An 18485-nucleotide genomic window follows, 5' to 3' on the forward strand; every position below is an offset into this window, starting at 1 on the left:
GAAAAAATTGGCACGACGCTGCGGCCGTCAGACCGCAGCTGAAAGATGAAGCCCGACCCTTTTAGGTCGGGGCCCCGGCTCTCTTCACGGCTTCGAACGCCTGTCCGGTGATGTCCAGGATCTCGGACGCAAGCTGTTCCGTGATCGCGGCCGAAACGAACCAGTTGTGACGCGGATGCGTGTAAAGGCCACGCCTGGCGCACTCGGCAGCGAACCTGACAGTCCACTCCCGGTCTGTCTCGCCTGCAAAAGTGAGATAGGGCATGGTCGGCTGGCCGGTGACATTCACCTTCAGCCCCAGGGAAGCAGCCTGACCAGCCATCCCGCTGCAGATCGTGGCAGCGATGCTGTTCATCCGGCTGACGCCGTCTTCCTTTTCGAGAACATCGAGCGTCGCGAGTGACGCCGCCATTGGCACGGCGGTGAACCAGAAGGACCCTGCGGCCCACACGCTGGAGGCGGCATCCCGGGCGCGATCGTTGCCAAGCAGTGCGGCCAGCGGATAGCCGTTGGCAATCGCCTTGCTCCATGCGCTCAGGTCCGGCTTTACGCCGATCGGTTCCCAGCTGGAGCCGAATGCAAGCCGGAAACCGCATCGGACATCGTCGAGGATCAGCAGGGCATCCTGTCTGTCGCAGACCGTGCGAAGATGCCTTGCGAAGGCAACGTCAACCAGTTCCTGGTCAAGGCCGGCATCGTGGCGGAAAGGAGAAACAATGATCCCTGCAAGATCAGACCCTGCCAGCGCAACCGCTTCATCGACGCTCGCCGTATCATTGTAGCTGTAATAGACGAGGTTGGCGCGCTCTTCTTCGGGAATGCCGTTCATGTTGGGAGTGCACCAGGGCGTGGCCCCATGATACGCACCCTTCGCCACGAGGATCTTTTTGCGGCCCGTGGCGGCCCTGGCAATTGTCAGGGCCAGCGTCGTGGCATCGCTTCCGTTTTTCATGAACATCGCCCAGTCGGCGTGATCCACGACGGAAACGAGACGCTCGGCGAGATCCACAAACAGCGGCGAGGGTGTATTCAGGCAGTCACCCTGCAGCATCTGCCGACCCACTGCGGCCTCGACTGCCGGATGCCGGTGTCCGAGAATTATGGGCCCGTAACTGCAGAGAAGATCGATATAGCGGTTGCCGCTGACGTCCCAGATATAGGCACCCTCACCCCGGCTGAAAAACTGCGGGGCTCCGGGCCACTGGAGTTTTACGTCCTGATGGCCGTGAATTCCGCCCGGGACTACGGCGTGGGATCTGCGAAGAAGATTTATTTCGTTGTCATTGCTGCGAATTGCGACAGTCATCTGGATGTGGCCTTGACGAAGGTGGAATGTCTGGCCGCCCGATTTCAGGACAGCCGCTCCTTTCGGTCAGATTTGCCACGCCGGGCCAGAAGCCGTCGTCATTCACAACACTGGAACCACGATAGGCGCACGCAATGTGAGGCGAGGAAAACGATTTCGCTATCGCCCTGCGCATCTGATGCGTCCTTTCCTAGTGGTTGACCCTGTTGTGAAAACGATTTCTAGCGCGGACGGTTTTTTCTGTCAAGAAGCGCGTGCCATTCAGGCTGCGCCTTGTTGCTCTACCCACGGGATCGCGTGATGCCGTGACCGGATCGATATCGCTACATTTCCGTCTAGCGGATCTTCCGAAGGACAACCCGTGCCCGACATCGTAGTGATGCGACGACGCATCCAGCTCATCACGCTTGATTGCGCACTCGTGATTGCCGAGGAGGGCAGCATCCTCGGCGCTTCCCGACGCATCGGCATCCACCATTCTGCCCTGAGCCGCCGTATCCGCGACCTTGAGCACTCACTTGCAACGAAGCTGTTCGATCGCCACGCCGGCGGTGTCCAGCCGACTCCGGCCGGTGCGGGGTTCCTGCGCCGGCTTCGTCGCATTCTGGGCGACCTCGACAGCACCCTGGCAATGGTCAGAACGGGACAGGGAGCACAGCCTGACAGCCCTGGTTCTGGCAACGATCTGCTCCCGCAGGCCAGCGAATTCCTGGATGCCATTGCTGACCTTATCCGGAGCAGGCCCGATATCGCTCTGCGCCTGGTGGAAACGAAGCACTCGGCGTCGCGCCTACCTTGAGCCGGAATCGCGCCGCGAACGGCTGAAGGCGCGATCCGTCGCCATGAACCGGGCCAGCATCGGAGCGACCAGTTTTGCCGGATCGGCGACCGCCTGTCCCGTCTCGCGGCTGAGCACTTCGGCGTAGGCGACGAGATCGCGATGAACAGCGGCGGGAAGTTCGGCCGTGATCCTGACTGGCCGATCATCCGGAATTGCAGAGAGCTTCAGCTTCGTCATGACGGGTCCTTTCCGTAAGGCGCCAGTACAAGGTCCCGACTGACGATCACGCGAACCGGAAATCCGGGGCGTATTGTCAGCGTTGGCTGGACATCGAGCTGGCGGCCGACGATCTGCTGGCCGACGTTGCCCATCGAATTCTGTGTGCTTTCGCGGATCGCCTTGGCGATGTCGTTCTCATTGTCGCTGGACCCAAGGCTGCTGCCGACGCCCAGCAGCGTCGAAAGCGCAGCGGCACGGAACAGCTGACCCCAGTGATGGTCGACCTCGTCTTCAAGTCCGGAAAACCCCTGGGCGTCTGCGCCCTGCTGGCGCTCGAGCACGATGGAGGTGCCGTCGGGCATGAGAAGGCGGTTCCAGACCAGCAGCACCCGGGACTGGCCGAAGGCGACCTGGCTGTCATACTGGCCGATGAGCCGCGCGCCCTGCGGTATCAGAAGGTACGATCCCGTCGGGCTGTCGTACACATTTTCGGTGACCTGGGCGGTGATCTGGCCGGGGAGGTCCGAACGGATGCCGGTGATGAGGGCGGCCGCAATGACCGTGCCGGCCTGCACGACATAGGGCGAGGCCTTTTCGACCAGCCGGTCGGGGCTGACGGTGCGGCGATCGGGTTGTGCACTGACGAAGTCGACCTTGTGGTCCCCGGCCGGAGGAAACCCGGACGGCGACGTCAGGGCAGATGCAGAGCCCGCCGCGCTCTCTCCTGCGACGACACCCTGTCGCCCCGGATCTGTCCGGGTACTGGTATCGGCAAAGAGCTTTGCGATGCGCGCGGCCTCGATCTCGGCGAGGCGGCGCTGTACTTCCGGATCAACGCGCGGCGTGGTGGTGGCGGGCGCAATGACCGGCCTGCCCTGCTCCTGCGCGCGCAGGATCGGCCGCCCAAGATCGCCAGGCAGCGCGGGTCCGAGTTTTGGAACTCTGGCATAATCCTTCGGCAGCATCTGCAGCCCGTCGGCGGTCGAGCGGTTTTCAGTGGTGAAGAGTTCTGACGGCTGCTCGCTGCTCCGCCGGCTGGTGTCGAGCGCCCACACCAGCGTGCCGAGGATGGCGACACCAGCGACCCCGCCAAGACCTGTCAGCATCTTGCGCGAAAGGCGCGTCACCCTGCCGGGTTCAGGCCGCAGACGCAGTTCAGCCTGAATGTCCCGGTTCGAGCCGCCCATGGCGTCACTCATCGGAACAGTCCCGCGCTACGCTGCGGCCTGGTCCCGTCGGTGCGCACGATGCGGACACGCCTCTCGCCCGTCCTGTCGCCGAGCCTCAGTTCGGCCGCACCGAACAGCCGGTCGACGACATAATAGTTCTGTCGGGCGCGGTAGTTGACCAGCTCGGAGCCCCCTGACGGGCCGATGACAAACAGTGGCGGCATCTCTCCCTGGCCAATGCCCGACGGGAACTCGATATAGACCCTTGCGCCATCGTCGAACGCACGCAGCGGCTTCCAGGGTGCCGCGTCACCCTCGATGCGATAGCGAAAGTTGAGCTTCTGGATGTCGACGCCGGCAGCCACCGGCTGCGCCGCGGATGCCTGCGCGTTCTGGCGCCGCAGCGCAATCAGCTGGTCCTGTGGATACTGCCAGGACACAGACGCCATGTAGGTCTTTTCGGTCGACCGCAGCTCGAGATGATAGGTGCGACGATCGCTGTTGATGACAAGGTTCGTCTGGAGATCCGGTCTCGTCGGCTTGACGAGGATGTGGACCTGGAGCCGTTCCCCTGCCCCGCTCTGCGTGTCGCCGATAATCCAGCGCACGGTGTCGCCGGCGGCAACTGGTCCGGAACCGACGAGCTGTTCGCCGGGCTGCAGAGCGATGTCAGTGACCTGACCGGGTGCGGCATAGATCTGGTAGAGCGCGCCTTCACTCCAGGGATAGAGCTGGATCGCGTTGATAAAGCCGTCGCGGGCCGGCTGCATCCGTGCTGCCTCATTCGCCTGGCTGATCCGCTGTTTCGGATCCGCGGGCTCCAATTTCGCCCTGCTGGTCTCGACCGGCTTCAGCTGGCCAGGAAGCGGAAGCGGTTTTGGCAGTTCCACCACTTTTACCGGACCGGGCGTGTCGGCTTTCTGCACCGCGGGGACCATATCGTCATACCGGATCTCCGGCGGAATGTATTTTTTCGAGGCACAGCCGGCGAGTGCTGTCGCCGACAGCAGGGCCAGCCCCAGCAAACGTACCCCTGTGATGTCGCGGGCGGTCTGTCTTTTCGTTTTGCGCGTTCGTGCCGCAGACATCATGAAAGCTCCTTCGACCAGTTGATGGCATTGACGTAGACGCCGAGCGGATTGGCTTTCAGCCGGTCGGCGTCGCGGGGCTGCTGAATGACGATGGTGAGAATGGCGGTCCAGCGCTCGGTGCTGGCCAGGCTGCCGTTCTCGTAATGGCGCTCGATCCAGGCGACACGGAACGAGTCCGGCGAAGCCCGGATGACACTGGAGACCTCGACCGCGATCTGGGTCTTGCCGACCCTGGCAAAGGGATCATTCAGCCGGGCGTAGTCGTTGAGGGAGACGGCGCCGCGATCCGTCGTGTAGTCGTAAGCGCGCAACCAGTTCTGGCGCACGATGACCGGATCATCCGGGATGCTTCTCACCTGCTCGATGAAGCGGGCGAGATGCCATGCGGTCTGCGGATCTGTCGGCCTGTAACCCGCCACGGCGGGGGCGACAGCCTGCGCTTCGCCGAGCCTGTCAACCTGAACCACCCAGGGGACCACGGAGCCACGCGTCGACTGCCAGACCAGGGCGGATGCGAGACCGCCTGCCAGCAGGAGGGAACCGAAAGCCATCAGCCGCCAGTTCGTCGCCTGCACGCGGGCAGAGCCGATGCGCTCGTCCCAGACCTGCGCAGCACGCTGGTAGGGCGTCTCGGGCTGCGGTGTCGTCCCATAACGGACGGATGGACGTCTGAAGAGGTTCATCGGCGGTCATCCTGACTGAGGGAAACGTTCATCGAGCCGCCACCGTGATCACCGGAGCGGACGGAATGCGCGGCCATGCTGGCGCCATGGCTCATGGTCTGGCCGCGCTTCATGCGGTTGGCCCATTCCGGCGGAGATCCCGCACTGGCCTCACCGCCTGAAGCACGCCCTGCCGCAGCCACTCCCGATGGCTGCTCTCCGCCGGTCACAGTCCATGCGGCCGAGCGGCCAGCCTGCTGGCTGGAAGACAGGGCTGACGCCACGCGCGACATCGCCTGCTTCACCGGCTGGACAGCGGCACCAGCGCCGGCCTTGGCAACACCGGCCATGCCGGCGGCAATAGAGCCCGCGCCGCTCTGTCCGGATGTTGCCGCGGCAAGTCCCCAGACGGTCGAGGTACTGCCGGCAAGATGCGCCCCGCCACGGGCAGCGGTTGCTGACATGCGCCCTCCGGCATTGAGCGCACTTGCGCCGCCGCTCAGTCCGGCCCGGACGCCCATGGCGCCGGCAGCACCCAGGCCGATGGCGCCAAGGCTGGTGCCTACAGCAGCGCCCGCACCGAGTTGCGGTGCTCCGGAAACGAGCCCCGTTGCGATGCCTGGGCCGAAGATTGACAGCCCCATCAGCGAGAGGGCGCCCAGCACAAGCGACAGCGCATCCGTGATTGTGGGCTGTTCGGCGCCGAAGCCGCGGGTGAACTCGCCAAAGAGACCCGAGCCGATGCCGACAATGACGGCGAGCACGAGGATCTTCACGCCGGAGGCGACGATGTTGCCGAGCACTTTCTCGGCGAGGAAGGCAGTCCTGCTGAACAGGGCGAAGGGGATCAGCACGAAGCCTGCAAGTGTCGTCAGCTTGAACTCGATCAATGTGACGAAGATCTGGACGGCGAGGATGAAGAAAGCGATCAGCACGATTGCCCAGGCGGTCATCAGCACTGCGATCTGGACAAAATTCTCGAAGAAGGAGACGTAGCCCATCAGCTGGCTGGCGGCTTCGAGGATCGGATTGCCGGCGTCGATGCCGACCTGCGCGACGCGGCCCGGCTGCAGCAGTGCCGAGCCCGAAAGTGCTGATCCTCCTGCTTTCAGGCCAAGCCCCGAAAAACTTTCGAAGACGATGCCGGCGAGACGGTTGAAGTTGCCGATGATGAAGGCGAAGAAACCGATATAGAGCGTCTTCTTCACCAGCCGGTGAAGAATGTCCTCGTCCGCCCCCCAGGCCCAGAACAGTCCGGCAAGCGTGATGTCGATGACGATCAACGTCGAGGTGAGAAAGGCGACCTCGCCGCCGAGCAGACCGAAGCCTGAATCGATGTACCGGGTAAAGGTCTCGAGGAAACGGTCGATGACGCCGGTGTCATTCATGGCGACACCGTGTTCGGGTGGAGTTCGTCTTCCGTACCCGGCGGTGTCGACGGCTGCAGAGGCAGCAGCCGGCTCTGGTCCTTCTCTACCGATGGAACTGCATAAGGTGCCACGGGCCGGGACGGGTGCAGGAAACGCCGGCGGTTCTCGGCCCACAGCTTCCTGCAGACCTCGTCAGAAACGGCGGCCATGCCGATGTCCCGGCATCGCGCAAGTTCGACCTTTGCCGGCTCGCCGCCCGGATGTGCGGAGCGCGGGGAGGACGCGTCCTGCGAGCCGTCGCCGCGCAGCACCATGAAGGCGGCGGTCATGGCGGCGCCAAAGGCAATAACGGCTGTCATCCGGGCGGCGATTCTGGGATCCATGACGACCGGCCTCAGTCGTGAAACATCTTCACGGATGACGGGCTGTAGCCACTGCCTGTCATGAAGCGGCTGAACTGTTCTCTCGCCTGCTCCTGTGCGGCGGCCGTCCTTGCCTGTTCCAGCGCGGCAGCCCGTCCCTGCGCCGCAAGCATTGCGGTGAGGTCGGCGACCTGTTTTGCCTGCACCGCGAGAAGCTGGTTGCCAGCCTGGGTGGCCTGCAGGACACCGACGGCGGACTGGCTGGCGTCGACCAGCGCGCCCGTCTGCTGCTGCGTTCCTTCGATGTTGGCGACAGCGACTGCACCCGCCTTCAGCGAATGTTCGAATGCCGAGACCGAGGTCTGCCAGCGTTCACGCGCGCCATCGACAAGCTGCTGGCTGGAGAGATTGGAACCGAACTGCTCATAGGTCGAGGTGAACCGGCTGTCGATGTCCTGGACGCTGTAGGCGAGCCTGTCAGCCTCGCCGAGGAGGGTTTTCATCTGCGAGAAATTGCCTTCGATCTGTCCAAGCAGCGAGGTCGGCAGCGAGGTGAGGTTCTTCGCCTGGTTGATCAGCATCTGCGCCTCATTCTGAAGCGAGGTGATCTGGTTCTGGATCTGCTCCAGCGCGCGTGCTGCCTGGAGCAGATTCTGGCTGTAGTTGGTCGGATCAAAAACGATGAACGCCGATGCCGGAGCCGGCGACATCGCGATTGTCACTGCGACAACGCTGGCGGCGGCCATGTGACGAAGGTGAAGTCTTCTGTGAACGGAATTCATGGCAGAACCTCCTTTACGGACTGGTCGGTGACGTTGACGAGATCGGGAATGAGATCGGCCGCCCATTGAAGGCCGCGATCGGAAAGCCAGGCCTCGAGGAAATGGTCGCGGCCGGCCTCGATGATCACCCGGTCGATCGCAGCCTGATCGGACCTGGACGACGCGGCGCACAGTGCCAGCGCAACCGGACCAAGCCCCAGGTCAAACAGGCGGTTGCCGCGGCGCGACTGGCAGTAATAGTCGCGCTTCGGCGTCGCTCGGGCGACGATCTCGATCTGGCGGTCATTGAGTCCGAACCGGCGATAGATCGCAGTGATCTGCGGCTCGATCGCGCGCTCGTTCGGCAGGAAGACCCGCGTCGGGCAGCTTTCGACGATGGCTGGCGCGATCCGGCTGCCGTCGATGTCCGAGAGCGACTGCGTGGCGAAGATGACGGAAGCGTTCTTCTTCCTCAGCGTCTTCAGCCATTCTCGCAACTGACCGGCGAAGCCGCCATCATCGAGCGCCAGCCAGCCCTCATCGATGATCAGTAGTGTCGGTCTGCCGTCCATTCGCTGTTCGATGCGGTGGAAGAGGTAGGCGAGCACGGCTGGTGCCGCACCGGTGCCGATCAGCCCCTCGGTCTCGAATGCCTGTACAGATGTGCCACCAAGACGTTCATGCTCGGCATCGAGCAGCCGGCCAAATGGACCTCCGATGCAATAGGGCCGCAGCGCCTGCTTCAGCGGCGAGGACTGGAGCAGCACGGTCAGGCCGGTCAGTGTCCGCTCCTGAACCGGAGCGCTGGCCAGTGATGTCAGCGCTGACCAGAGGTGCTCCTTGACCTCCGGCGTGACGGGGACGCCTTCGCGCAGAAGAATGTCGACAAGCCAGTCGGCCGCCCAGGCACGCTCCGGAACGTGGTGGATGCTGGCAAGCGGCTGAAGCGAAATGGCGTCGATGTCGTCCTGCAGATCCACCAGGGTCAGAAGGGCAAGCGGATCGTCCGCCCCCTGCGCGTTCGGCGCACTGCTGCCGAGATTGTGCCAGTCGCCCCCCATGGCGAGCATTGCCGCGCGGATCGATCCACCAAAATCGAAGGCAAAGATCTGGCTGTTCCCGTAGCGCCTGAACTGCAGCGCCATCATCGCCAGCAGGACCGACTTGCCGGCGCCGGTCGGACCCACGACGAGGGTGTGACCGACATCGCCGACATGAAGGCTGAAGCGGAACGGCGTCGCACCTTCTGTCCGGGCGAAGAACAGCGGCGGGGCACGAAAATGGTTATCCTCGACGGGTCCCGCCCAGACTGCCGAGAGCGGGATCATGTGAGCGAGATTCAGCGTCGACAATGGTGGCTGGCGGACGTTCGCATAGACGTGACCGGGAATGCTGCCGAGCCAGGCTTCGATGGCGTTGACCCTCTCGGCGATGCACGTGAAATCCCGTCCCTGGATCACTTTCTCTACCAGCCGGAGTTTCTCGTCTGCGATCGACGGATCGGCATCCCACACCGTCAGTGTTGCCGTAACGTAAGCCTGGCCGATCTGGTCGGAGCCGAGGTCCTGCAGGGCCGCGTCCGCGTCGGCTGCCTTGTTGGCCGCGTCAGTGTCGACCAGCACGGATGCCTCATTGGTCATCACCTCCTTGAGGATGGCGGCGACGGACTTGCGTTTCGCAAACCATTGGCGGCGGATCTTCGTCAGCAGCCTGGTCGCATCGGTCTTGTCGAGCAGGATCGCCCGCGTCGACCAGCGGTAGGGGAAGGCAAGCGCGTTGAGATCGTCGAGGATCCCCGGAAATGTTGTGGTCGGAAACCCGATGATGGTCAGCGTGCGCAGATGGAAATCGCCCAGTCGCGGTTCCAGTCCACCGGCGAGCGGCTGGTCGACCAGGAGCGCATCGAGATGCATCGGTGTTTCGGGAACACGGACACGATAACGCCTGGTCGAGACCGTCGAGTGCAGATAGGTCAGCGTCTCGCCGTCATCGAGCCAGGCAGCTTCCGGAACAAAGCCTTCGAACAGATCCAGCACACGGTCGGTACGGTCGACGAAGCTCTTCAGCTGTTCCCGGGGATCGACGCCGCTCTTTTCCCGACCTTCGTAAAGCCAGTTCTCCATCCGCGAGACGTCTTCAGGCGGCGGCAGCCAGACGAAGCTGAGAAAATAGCTGCTCTCGAACAGCTCTCCGTCCGGCTGGCGGCTGCTCCACTGCAACTGTCCCCGACCATTGCCATTCTCGAACTGATCGCGCCGTTCGATGTCGAGAAGCGCAGATGCAGAATCCGGGAACCGGCTGTCTGGATAGCTGGTGGCGGGATTGCGCTGCGCCTCGACGAAGATCGCCCAGCCCGAGCCGAGCCGGCGGAGCGCGCCGTTCAGCCGGGCGGTTGTACCGACGAGCTCCGCCGGCGTGGCGGAATCCAGATCGGGACCGCGGAAACGGGCAGTTCTCTGGAAGCTGCCATCCTTGTTGATCACCAAACCGGGCGCAACCAGTGCTGCCCATGGCAGATAGTCCGCAAGACTGGACGGGCGTCTGCGGTATTCGGCGAGGTTCATCATGGGAAAAGCCTCTCAGCAGCCGAAATGCGCGGGATAGCGCAGGTGCCGGCGAACCACGTCTACGAACTGTGCATCGCGTTTCGCCGCCCAGACGGCGGCGAAATGCCCGATCGCCCAGATGACAAGGCCGACAATCCAGAGCCTCAGGCCCAGGCCGACCGCGCCAGCCAGCGTGCCATTGGCGATGGCGACCGCACGTGGTGCGCCGCCGAGCAGGATCGGTTCGGTAAGGGCACGATGCACGGGGACGAAAAAGCCGCGAACTTCCTCCTCCATCAGATCAGCGCTCCGCCGCCGAACGAGAAGAACGAAAGGAAGAAAGAACTCGCCGCGAAAGCGATCGACAGTCCGAACACGATCTGGATCAGGCGCCTGAAGCCTCCAGACGTATCGCCAAAGGCGAGCGAGAGGCCGGTGACAATGATGATGATCACCGCCACGATCTTGGCGACTGGTCCTTCGACAGATTCGAGGATCTGCTGAAGAGGCTCCTCCCACGGCATGGTCGAGCCTGCGGCGTGGGCAGGCGCAATCCTCATGGCGACGACTGCAGCAGTCACTGCGGCACGCGTGACCAGTGCATCAGGGCTAGGGATAGACGATAAAGTGAAGCGGATCGGATTCATTCTGTAGCTCCAATGGGGACTGGGAATCTGTAGCCGGGACAGTCTCGAGCCTGGCTTCGAGCGTGCGGTAGTCGCCGGTGGCGGGATCGAGCCCTTCGACCCATGCGATCTCGACGAGACGGCGCGCAGCACCCCGGCCAGCGAGAACCGCGATGAGGTCGATGGTCTCGGCAATGAGCGCGCGCGGAACCGTGACGACGGCCTCCTGCACGAGCTGCTCGAGCCGGAGCAGTGCCCCAGTGGCAGAACCGGCGTGAATGGTACCGATGCCGCCCGGGTGGCCGGTGCCCCAGGCCTTCAGGAGATCGAGGGCTTCAGCACCGCGCACCTCACCGATCGGGATACGGTCGGGGCGAAGCCGCAGCGAGGACTTGACCAGGTCGGACAGCGAGGCAACACCATCCCTGGTGCGCAGCGCCACCAGGTTGGGCGCGGCACATTGCAGTTCGCGCGTATCCTCGATCAGCACGACGCGGTCGGCGGTTCTGGCGACCTCGGCCAGCAGCGCGTTGACCAGCGTCGTCTTGCCGGTCGACGTACCGCCGGCGACCAGAACGTTCTTCCTTCTTTCGACGGCAAGCCGCAGCACGTCGGCCTGGCCCGCGGTCATGATGCCCGCGGTGACGTAATCCCCGAGGGCAAACACTGCGACCGCCGGCTTCCGGATGGCGAAGGTCGGCGCCAGAACGACAGGCGGCAGCAGGCCCTCGAAACGTTCGCCTGTCTCCGGCAGTTCCGCCGACACGCGCGGCGAGTCCCGATGTACTTCCGCGCCGACATGGTGGGCGACCAGGCGGATGATGCGCTCGCCGTCGGCCGGCACCAGCAGTTCATCGGTGGCGCAGAGCCCTTCCCGCAGCCGGTCGACCCAGAGGCGTCCGTCCGGATTCAGCATCACCTCGACGATGTCAGGATCCTCGAGGAAGCGTGCTATGGCCGGCCCAAGCGCCGTGCGCAGCATACGCGCGCCGCGCGACACCGCTTCCCTGCCAGAATCATGACTGCCTGCCACGATGACCCCCGTTCACTGCGGCGAGCCTGTTCCGTGCCGCTGTCGGGGATGATTAGAAGAGGCATGAACAGCAGCCTTGCAACAGGCAAAGCGGGCGATCGCAACCCGACGTGCAGAGACCTGCGGAATGCGGTGCGGCGATCTTGCCGGCCTGCCGCAGCCCATCTATCGCAACGGGGATTCGCCCGCATCGGCTTGCGACGCCGGCGGGACGTCATCAGCGATTTCCTGTCTGAGCTTTGGTCCCTTGCTCAGCCTGCGGCCAAGCGCGTCCACGAACGCGTCATACCGCTGCAGACCTTTCGCGCGCGCTTCGGCCTGCGCGGATTCCGGCAATGCCGGGGTCGAGTTGAGCCAGAAGCGGACGAATAGCGCCAGCGTCTCGATCGCGATGCCGACATCACGTTCGACACGCTGTACGCGCCGGTCGATCTGGTCGAGGCGCCTTGTGACTGCCGCCTCCTTCCGCTCCTCGGCATCCGGTGACAGGAACGACGCGATCGCAGCCTCGGCTATCAGCGACAGCGACACATCGCGGCGTGCCGAATAGTCGGCAAGCGCGTTCATGACGTCAGGATCGAGATAGGCAGAAAGCCGTCTTTTCTTGGCGTCCTTCACGGTCAAAGCCCGATGCCGTCATCAGGATCGAGGGTGGCCTGCCGTGCAGCGCGCCGCATGGCCTGATCGACCGCACGCCGACGCACCGCATCATCATCGGCTTCGTCCGGGTCCAGATCGAACTCGTCGCCGCGCAGCACTGTCCGTTCCGGCGCGACATCCTCGTGTTCCGGGAGCTCAGGCTGGCGGCGGATGCCGCCATTTGCCGGATCCTCTTCCTGCGTGTCCGCAGAGAGGCCGGATTGCAGAAGATTGCCTTCCGGCACTGCATGGACTGTCCTGCCGGTCCAGTCATCGGGGCGGGATGTTCCCGGGATAGTTTCGGGCTTCGGTGGTGACAGGACGCGCCCGGCAAGGCGTGGATCGGCGAAATAGCGCACCTTGTTCGCCCGGATGGGGAACAGGCCCGAGACCATGACGATGGCATCGGTCGGCGGAAGCTGCATGATCTCGCCGGGCGTCATCAGGGCCCGCGCAGTCTCCTGCCGCGAGACCATCAGATGTCCGAGCCAGGGCGACAGTCTGTAGCCGGCATAGTTTTTCATGTCCCGCATCTCGGTTCCCGTTCCCAGCGCGTCGGAGACGCGCCTGGCCGTGCGCTCGTCATTGGTGGCAAAGCTCACCCGTACATGGCAGTTGTCGAGGATCGAATTGTTCGGCCCGTATGCCTTTTCGATCTGGTTGAGCGACTGCGCGATCAGGAAACTCTTGATGCCGTAGCCCGCCATGAAGGCGAGCGCAGACTCGAAGAAATCGAGCCGGCCGAGAGCCGGAAACTCGTCGAGCATCATAAGCAGACGATGCCGCCGATCCTTCGCATGAAGGTCTTCCGTCAGCCTGCGGCCGATCTGGTTGAGGATGAGCCGGATCAGCGGTTTGGTGCGGCTGATGTCGGATGGCGGCACGACCAGGTAGAGGGTCGCTGGCCGCTCGTCCTCGACCAGATCGGCGATCCGCCAGTCGCAGCGGGACGTCACCTTCGCCACCACCGGATCGCGGTAGAGGCCCAGAAAGCTCATGGCCGTCGAAAGCACGCCTGACCGCTCGTTCTCAGACTTGTTGAGCAGTTCCCTTGCTGCCGACGCCACGACCGGATGCGGTCCGCCATCGCCCAGATGCCGCGTCAGCATCATGGTGCGCAGCGTCGTCTCGATCGGCCTTTGCGGATCGGAAAGGAAGTTCGCAACTCCGGCAAGCGTCTTGTCCGTTTCAGAATAGAGGACGTGCAGGATGGCGCCGACCAGCAGCGCGTGGCTGGTCTTCTCCCAGTGGTTCCTGCGTTCCAGCGAGCCCTCGGGATCAACCAGCACGTCAGCGACGTTCTGCACGTCACGAACCTCCCATTCCCCACGCCGGACTTCCAGCAAAGGGTTGTAGGCGGCAGATGCCGCATTGGTTGGATCAAAGAGCAGGATGCGCCCAAAGCGCGCCCGCCAACCGGCCGTCAGTTCCCAGTTCTCACCCTTGATGTCGTGGACAATCGCCGAACCCGGCCAAGTAAGCAGCGACGGAACGACAAGGCCAACGCCCTTGCCGCTGCGTGTCGGCGCGAAACACAGCACATGTTCGGGACCATCATGGCGCAGATATTTCCCTTCGATCTTGCCAAGTACCACGCCGTCCGGTCCAATCAGGCCTCCGGCCGCAATTTCATCGCGCGTTGCCCAGCGGGCCGAACCGTACGTGGCGGCGTTCTTCGCCTCGCGTGCCCGCCATACCGACATGCCGATGGCAACAGCGATCGCCACGAAGCTGCCGCTTGCCGCGATGACAGCACCCTCAAGAAAGACCTCCGGGGCATAGGCATCATAGAAAAACCACCACCAGAATAGGGCTGGTAGCGGATAGACCGGGTAGCCGGCGAGTTCGAACCAGGGCGGACCCAGTTCCGCCTGGAAACCTAGCCGCCACGCTGTCCATTGCGTTCCACACCAGGTGGTGACGAACACGATCAGGAGGACCGTCAGAACTTGGCCCCACAGTATTCTGGTTGCCGGCACTTTTTGTCTCGTCTGCTGGGCGATCGGGAGCGAGCAGAAAATGTCGAATTCACAGATACGCAAGGACAAAGAGGTCGCCAGATCAGCCCGACGTGCAAAGACTTGCGTGGTGCGACCGGTTGTCTAGCGAGATAGGTAGAGGTACTAAGCAAGGAATATTCCGTTCTTGCAAAGCAGCTAGACCTTTGAAGAAGTACCGGCGTTTTCCAGCGAGGGGGCATGCCCGAAATCACCATCAAAAATTTCGACCGGTCACTGCCTGGCCACTTCGTAACGCAGCTGGAGAAAGCAGCAGAGAAGGGTTGGTGGCGTGACGTTCTCGACGACCGCGAGCTGGTGATCGCGCTTCGCGGCAAATCCCTGAATGTCTACTGGAAGGGTCAGTCAATCTTCAAGGTCGAGGCAGGGCTGCTCGCACTCAGGGCAAGCACTCACGAGAAGTTCCTGCTCGACCCGAAACTCAGCGGTCAGATCCACTTCGATGGTGAGAAGTTTGATGTCGCCGCGCTCGAGACCAAGGCCTTCGTCAAAAGCTATGAAGGGCCCACATCGATTGCCCTTATGAAGCGTGCAGCGGGCATTTATGCGGGTAGGGAAAAAAGCGGTTGCCATTCGATCGCTGTCGCAAATCCCAAGGTTATTGACGTGGAGATCGCATTGCCTGGGACGGTTGAGCGGAACGAACCGGGCGACGAGATCACTTCACCACGTATCGACCTTCTCGCACTGGAGCCGCAGGGAACGGACGAGGCCCGGCTTGTATTCTGGGAGGCCAAAGACTTCAAGAATCCGGAGCTCGGCAGCATCCGGTCCAGACTTCCAGCCCCGGTACTGGCGCAGATCGCGGCCTATCGCGCCATCCTGGACGGCTATCGGGAAGATCTTGAGAAAAGCTACACAAGGTTGTGCAGCAACCTCCGCAGGATTCGTGGCGCGGCCGGTCAGTCTGTTCATCCACTGGTCGACGAGGTCGCTACCGGCGTGCGGAAAATTACGCTGGGGGACACACCACAGGTCAACCTCCTGGTCTTCGGCTTCGACGCCGGCCAAAAGCAATATGCAGACTGGCAGGCACACCGGGTCGCTCTTGAGCACGCACTCGCTTCAGATGGCGGTCGCCTCTATGCGGTTGGTGATCCCAAAGGCAAACAACTTTGACGTTGCCCCATTGCCCAACTCGGAACGTCAAAGACTTGCGGCTGATTGATCAGGTGCGCGCAGGATGCCGATTGTTTGAACTCTTTTCTCTGCGACCTACTGTCATCTTGGAAGGCTGCAGTTGTCCGAATCTTCACAGGCATGAAGCGCCAGGCCTTTATCGGCAGCGGATCCTCGCAAACGACGACAATTGGCCAAGAGCAGGCTCGTCCAGGTCGGGGCTGAATGCGCTAGGAAGTCTCTGTTATCCCGCCGACCTCGTCTAGCTAAGGCGTGAGCACGCTTCGTACCCACGCTCAAAGGTGATGTTTTAATTTGATTCAGCATGATGCTGACCGTCTGCATCTCAACCCAATCAATCCCCGTGGGTGGACAACCAAAGGCATCGCCAAGGCGAAGATGATGCCACGGCTCCAGCTAACTTGAAAGCAGCCCCTGCTTTCGCATCCAATAAAATTCCTTCAATACACTCCCACTGGCATAGGTAGCGGGCTTCACGAGCGCCTCGGCGAGCTTGCCCACAGTGTTCCGATCGACAAGGAGGACTGCCAATTGGCCGATCGACAACGAGGCAGTAGGCAAAGAGCGTTCCCAGATCCTATGAGCAAAGTCCTCGTTCAGGTTAGCATCACCTGCGAGGTGCTTCCGGAGCTTCTCGAGAATCTCGTTCGACTTCTTCGCGCGTCGGGTGGATGATGCGTTAGACGGGTCAGTTGCGGTCAGAGTGCTGCTCGCAAGGACAGTCGCCAATTGCGAGAATATGAACCGATCCTGCAACGTGCCGTAGTCGAAAAGGGTCATCGACAAACGAACGATCTTTCTATCTCTCCGCTCCAGCACGGAGTTGTCCTCGAAAACGATACGTCCGTCGTTCTCGAGGACGAATTGGTGCTGCAGGGCCTGCGTCTGAGAGGCAACGATTCCTTCGAGGTACGCAAGCACGGCGTCGCTGGTGTCGCCCGCCATTGCCGCCCTTGTAATAGGTTTTGCCTTGCACTCAATCAGGATGACCGTTTCATCGTCCTCAAGGACGAGGTCGCATTCACCGTCCAGCGTCCGCGTACGATAGCGCTTCGCTTCGATCGTAGGCAGAAGTCCGCAGAATTTTAAGATGGCTCCTGTGGTTCTTTCGAGTCCGTCGCCGGTCATCTTGCTGACTTGGCTCTCTGACAGAGCTTTCCTCAATCCAGCTGCAACAGCCTCGCAGCAGGCTGGGCCGAAGGTCGAGCGAGAGCGGATTAACACGCATTCTGGCAGCATTGCAGCAAGTAACGGCCGGAACATCAGGTCGGCCTTGGGCGCCGAGAAGGGTGTGAGGTATTCGGCGTTCGGCGACGGGGGTTGGTGGGTCATATCGATCAGTAGGGAACTCACCGTGTCCTCGGACAGCCGCTTCTGCAGTTTGCTCGCCGACAGCAGCCCAGGGCTGGACGGCACTTCGGAAAGCACGACCTCAGCAGCAATGGCCACGTCCTCCACCCCCCACCCCAATTTGCGGCGCAGGTCTTCGTCGTATTCGGTGCCGAAGAAGTTCCGAAGGAAAAGAGGGGTTATGAAGGGAGTCCATTGCTGGATTGAGAATAGGTGGTCGTGGAGAGTCGCCTCCGCCAACCAGTTGTCGAGCTTGCCGGTTGCCGAGGCGAGACCCCAGAATTGTCCGTAACTCTCCACGCCGATCAAGGCGACAAGATCCCGCGCAAGCTGGATCGCTTGGCGCATTGCAGTATTCGGGTCATCAGCAAAGGTCGGCACAGGCGAAGCGCGAGCAGCCAACTGCCAGAGAAAGCCGAACGGGATTGATGCGTCCCTTGGTGTCAGAGACGGGTTTCGACTATATAGAACCTGATCGAACTCGTACGAGTGGACGCGCCGTGCAAATCCCTCCAGAAACTTAAAAGCGTCATGGCGGCCAGCGACTTGTAGCTTTTCGACGATATGCTTCGTGACGGTAATGAAACCATCCGATTTTCGATCGATACCGTCTTCCCCAATAGAGAAACGATGTCCGTCAACAAGGAGGCGCCGCAATCCCGACGCCATGTTGTCGACTTGCTGATCGGGGGACAGGAAGTCGTTGAGCTCGAGTAGGCGAACGCCGACCGCAAGCGCGGTATCCCACCCTTCCGCACCTGGTCTGACAATCTCGGTGTCTACTGACAAGTGCTGCGCGATCTTCCGGAGCACTCGCGGAAGGTCCTCGTCGATCCCGGCGAGAATGGTCTCCAGTGTCAGGAACGGGATGAACCGGCGCAACCCTGCCATGGTAAAGCCGCTCCCCCGCTCGACTAGGGCATCCGTCAGCAGATCCTGGAGCTGGTCCTTCTCATCGCTGAGCGTCGGCGGTGCTTCCGGAAGAACTGTGACCTTCGCGGCAACCCATGCGCGATCGAGGGCTGAGATAAAGGCTCGAAAACTGGTGGCACTCGACATAATGGAGCTGTTCCACGAATTAGTATCAAATCTTCAGTTGTATCGAAGCAGTGGAGCGCTCCGCCCACAATCGATTGACATCGATGCGACATGGCGAGGCTAGGGTCACCTCAACACGCCTAATGGATAGAGCATTCTGGATAGTGGTAGCATCTTGGTTAGCAATCAACGAAACTGGAACTTTCGGCTGACACCCGGACGTAGTGCTAATTGATCTGAACGTTTTTTTCCCGAAAGCCGTACTTCCGCTTCCATCAGTTTTGGCCGCTTCGATCTGCAGCAGCAATTGGGCCGTTAGTGGCGGCCTACGGCGTCCGAAGAACGGCAGCGGACATTCAACCGAGAGAGGCTAA

General features: G+C 62.1%; 17 protein-coding genes. 2 read left to right on the plus strand and 15 right to left on the minus strand.

Annotation, left to right across the window (positions count from 1 at the left end; all coding sequences use genetic code 11):
* Positions 1-61: 61 nt before the first annotated feature.
* Entirely contained in the window at positions 62-1306 is a 1245-nt protein-coding gene (locus LB564_RS05365) for an aminotransferase class III-fold pyridoxal phosphate-dependent enzyme (RefSeq protein ID WP_224535641.1), read from the minus strand.
* A gap of 361 nt (positions 1307-1667) precedes the next feature.
* Here LB564_RS05365 and LB564_RS05370 point away from each other — a divergent pair, with 361 nt between their 5' ends.
* A complete protein-coding gene (locus tag LB564_RS05370) occupies positions 1668-2105 on the plus strand; it encodes a LysR family transcriptional regulator (RefSeq protein ID WP_224535643.1) in 438 nt (145 codons plus the stop codon).
* Here LB564_RS05370 and LB564_RS05375 read toward each other — a convergent pair.
* The 13 genes from LB564_RS05375 to LB564_RS05435 form a co-directional block, all read right to left on the minus strand.
* Positions 2097-2324 carry a DUF2274 domain-containing protein gene (locus LB564_RS05375; protein WP_224535644.1) on the minus strand — a complete coding sequence of 76 codons (228 nt, stop codon included), beginning with the start codon at positions 2322-2324 and terminating at the stop codon, positions 2097-2099. The two genes, LB564_RS05370 and LB564_RS05375, sit on opposite strands and share 9 nt — an antisense overlap.
* A complete protein-coding gene (locus tag LB564_RS05380; protein WP_224535645.1) occupies positions 2321-3505 on the minus strand; it encodes a TrbI/VirB10 family protein in 1185 nt (394 codons plus the stop codon). Before LB564_RS05380 ends, LB564_RS05375 begins: the two co-directional genes overlap by 4 nt.
* A complete protein-coding gene (gene trbG / locus LB564_RS05385; protein WP_224535647.1) occupies positions 3502-4563 on the minus strand; it encodes a P-type conjugative transfer protein TrbG in 1062 nt (353 codons plus the stop codon). Before trbG ends, LB564_RS05380 begins: the two co-directional genes overlap by 4 nt.
* Positions 4563-5249, minus strand: a complete 687-nt coding sequence (gene trbF / locus LB564_RS05390) for a conjugal transfer protein TrbF (protein WP_224535649.1) — start codon at positions 5247-5249, stop codon at positions 4563-4565. Before trbF ends, trbG begins: the two co-directional genes overlap by 1 nt.
* Positions 5246-6616, minus strand: a complete 1371-nt coding sequence (gene trbL, locus LB564_RS05395) for a P-type conjugative transfer protein TrbL (protein WP_224535650.1) — start codon at positions 6614-6616, stop codon at positions 5246-5248. Before trbL ends, trbF begins: the two co-directional genes overlap by 4 nt.
* On the minus strand, positions 6613-6981 hold the full coding sequence (gene trbK-alt / locus LB564_RS05400; protein WP_224535652.1) for a putative entry exclusion protein TrbK-alt: 369 nt from the start codon (positions 6979-6981) through the stop codon (positions 6613-6615). Before trbK-alt ends, trbL begins: the two co-directional genes overlap by 4 nt.
* Before the next feature lie 11 nt (positions 6982-6992).
* Positions 6993-7742, minus strand: a complete 750-nt coding sequence (gene trbJ, locus LB564_RS05405; RefSeq protein ID WP_224535654.1) for a P-type conjugative transfer protein TrbJ — start codon at positions 7740-7742, stop codon at positions 6993-6995.
* Positions 7739-10288 carry a conjugal transfer protein TrbE gene (trbE, locus tag LB564_RS05410; protein ID WP_224535657.1) on the minus strand — a complete coding sequence of 850 codons (2550 nt, stop codon included), beginning with the start codon at positions 10286-10288 and terminating at the stop codon, positions 7739-7741. Before trbE ends, trbJ begins: the two co-directional genes overlap by 4 nt.
* 12 nt (positions 10289-10300) lie before the next feature.
* Complete coding sequence (locus LB564_RS05415) at positions 10301-10564, minus strand: VirB3 family type IV secretion system protein (protein WP_224535658.1); 264 nt, start codon at positions 10562-10564, stop codon at positions 10301-10303.
* Positions 10564-10827: a TrbC/VirB2 family protein gene (locus LB564_RS05420; RefSeq protein ID WP_263493325.1), complete on the minus strand. Its 264-nt coding sequence runs from the start codon at positions 10825-10827 to the stop codon at positions 10564-10566. Before LB564_RS05420 ends, LB564_RS05415 begins: the two co-directional genes overlap by 1 nt.
* Before the next feature lie 49 nt (positions 10828-10876).
* On the minus strand, positions 10877-11875 hold the full coding sequence (gene trbB, locus LB564_RS05425) for a P-type conjugative transfer ATPase TrbB (protein ID WP_224536656.1): 999 nt from the start codon (positions 11873-11875) through the stop codon (positions 10877-10879).
* 216 nt (positions 11876-12091) lie between these two features.
* Entirely contained in the window at positions 12092-12493 is a 402-nt protein-coding gene (locus tag LB564_RS05430) for a CopG family transcriptional regulator (protein WP_224535662.1), read from the minus strand.
* 53 nt (positions 12494-12546) lie between these two features.
* Positions 12547-14544 carry a conjugal transfer protein TraG gene (locus tag LB564_RS05435; RefSeq protein WP_224535664.1) on the minus strand — a complete coding sequence of 666 codons (1998 nt, stop codon included), beginning with the start codon at positions 14542-14544 and terminating at the stop codon, positions 12547-12549.
* Between the two features lie 219 nt (positions 14545-14763).
* Here LB564_RS05435 and LB564_RS05440 point away from each other — a divergent pair, with 219 nt between their 5' ends.
* Positions 14764-15702, plus strand: coding sequence for a hypothetical protein (locus tag LB564_RS05440; RefSeq protein ID WP_224535666.1), 939 nt, complete (start codon positions 14764-14766; stop codon positions 15700-15702).
* 417 nt (positions 15703-16119) lie between these two features.
* Here LB564_RS05440 and LB564_RS05445 read toward each other — a convergent pair whose 3' ends face one another.
* Entirely contained in the window at positions 16120-18132 is a 2013-nt protein-coding gene (locus LB564_RS05445; protein WP_224535668.1) for a hypothetical protein, read from the minus strand.
* Positions 18133-18485: the final 353 nt, after the last annotated feature.

It is taken from the genome of Mesorhizobium sp. ES1-6 (assembly GCF_020164775.1).
In the GTDB taxonomy this organism is placed as follows: domain Bacteria; phylum Pseudomonadota; class Alphaproteobacteria; order Rhizobiales; family Rhizobiaceae; genus Mesorhizobium.

Bases quoted from the DNA above. Each gene is read 5' to 3' on its own strand.
- LB564_RS05445 (WP_224535668.1), bottom strand. From the start codon at position 18,132: ATGTCGAGTGCCACCAGTTTTCGAGCCTTTATCTCAGCCCTCGATCGC.
- trbJ (WP_224535654.1), bottom strand. From the start codon at position 7,742: ATGAATTCCGTTCACAGAAGACTTCACCTTCGTCACATGGCCGCCGCC.
- LB564_RS05380 (WP_224535645.1), bottom strand. From the start codon at position 3,505: ATGAGTGACGCCATGGGCGGCTCGAACCGGGACATTCAGGCTGAACTG.
- LB564_RS05365 (WP_224535641.1), bottom strand. From the start codon at position 1,306: ATGACTGTCGCAATTCGCAGCAATGACAACGAAATAAATCTTCTTCGC.
- trbE (WP_224535657.1), bottom strand. From the start codon at position 10,288: ATGATGAACCTCGCCGAATACCGCAGACGCCCGTCCAGTCTTGCGGAC.
- LB564_RS05440 (WP_224535666.1), top strand. From the start codon at position 14,764: ATGCCCGAAATCACCATCAAAAATTTCGACCGGTCACTGCCTGGCCAC.
- LB564_RS05415 (WP_224535658.1), bottom strand. From the start codon at position 10,564: ATGGAGGAGGAAGTTCGCGGCTTTTTCGTCCCCGTGCATCGTGCCCTT.
- trbL (WP_224535650.1), bottom strand. From the start codon at position 6,616: ATGAATGACACCGGCGTCATCGACCGTTTCCTCGAGACCTTTACCCGG.
- LB564_RS05430 (WP_224535662.1), bottom strand. From the start codon at position 12,493: ATGAACGCGCTTGCCGACTATTCGGCACGCCGCGATGTGTCGCTGTCG.
- trbK-alt (WP_224535652.1), bottom strand. From the start codon at position 6,981: ATGGATCCCAGAATCGCCGCCCGGATGACAGCCGTTATTGCCTTTGGC.
- LB564_RS05420 (WP_263493325.1), bottom strand. From the start codon at position 10,827: ATGAGGATTGCGCCTGCCCACGCCGCAGGCTCGACCATGCCGTGGGAG.
- trbG (WP_224535647.1), bottom strand. From the start codon at position 4,563: ATGTCTGCGGCACGAACGCGCAAAACGAAAAGACAGACCGCCCGCGAC.
- trbF (WP_224535649.1), bottom strand. From the start codon at position 5,249: ATGAACCTCTTCAGACGTCCATCCGTCCGTTATGGGACGACACCGCAG.
- trbB (WP_224536656.1), bottom strand. From the start codon at position 11,875: ATGCTGCGCACGGCGCTTGGGCCGGCCATAGCACGCTTCCTCGAGGAT.
- LB564_RS05375 (WP_224535644.1), bottom strand. From the start codon at position 2,324: ATGACGAAGCTGAAGCTCTCTGCAATTCCGGATGATCGGCCAGTCAGG.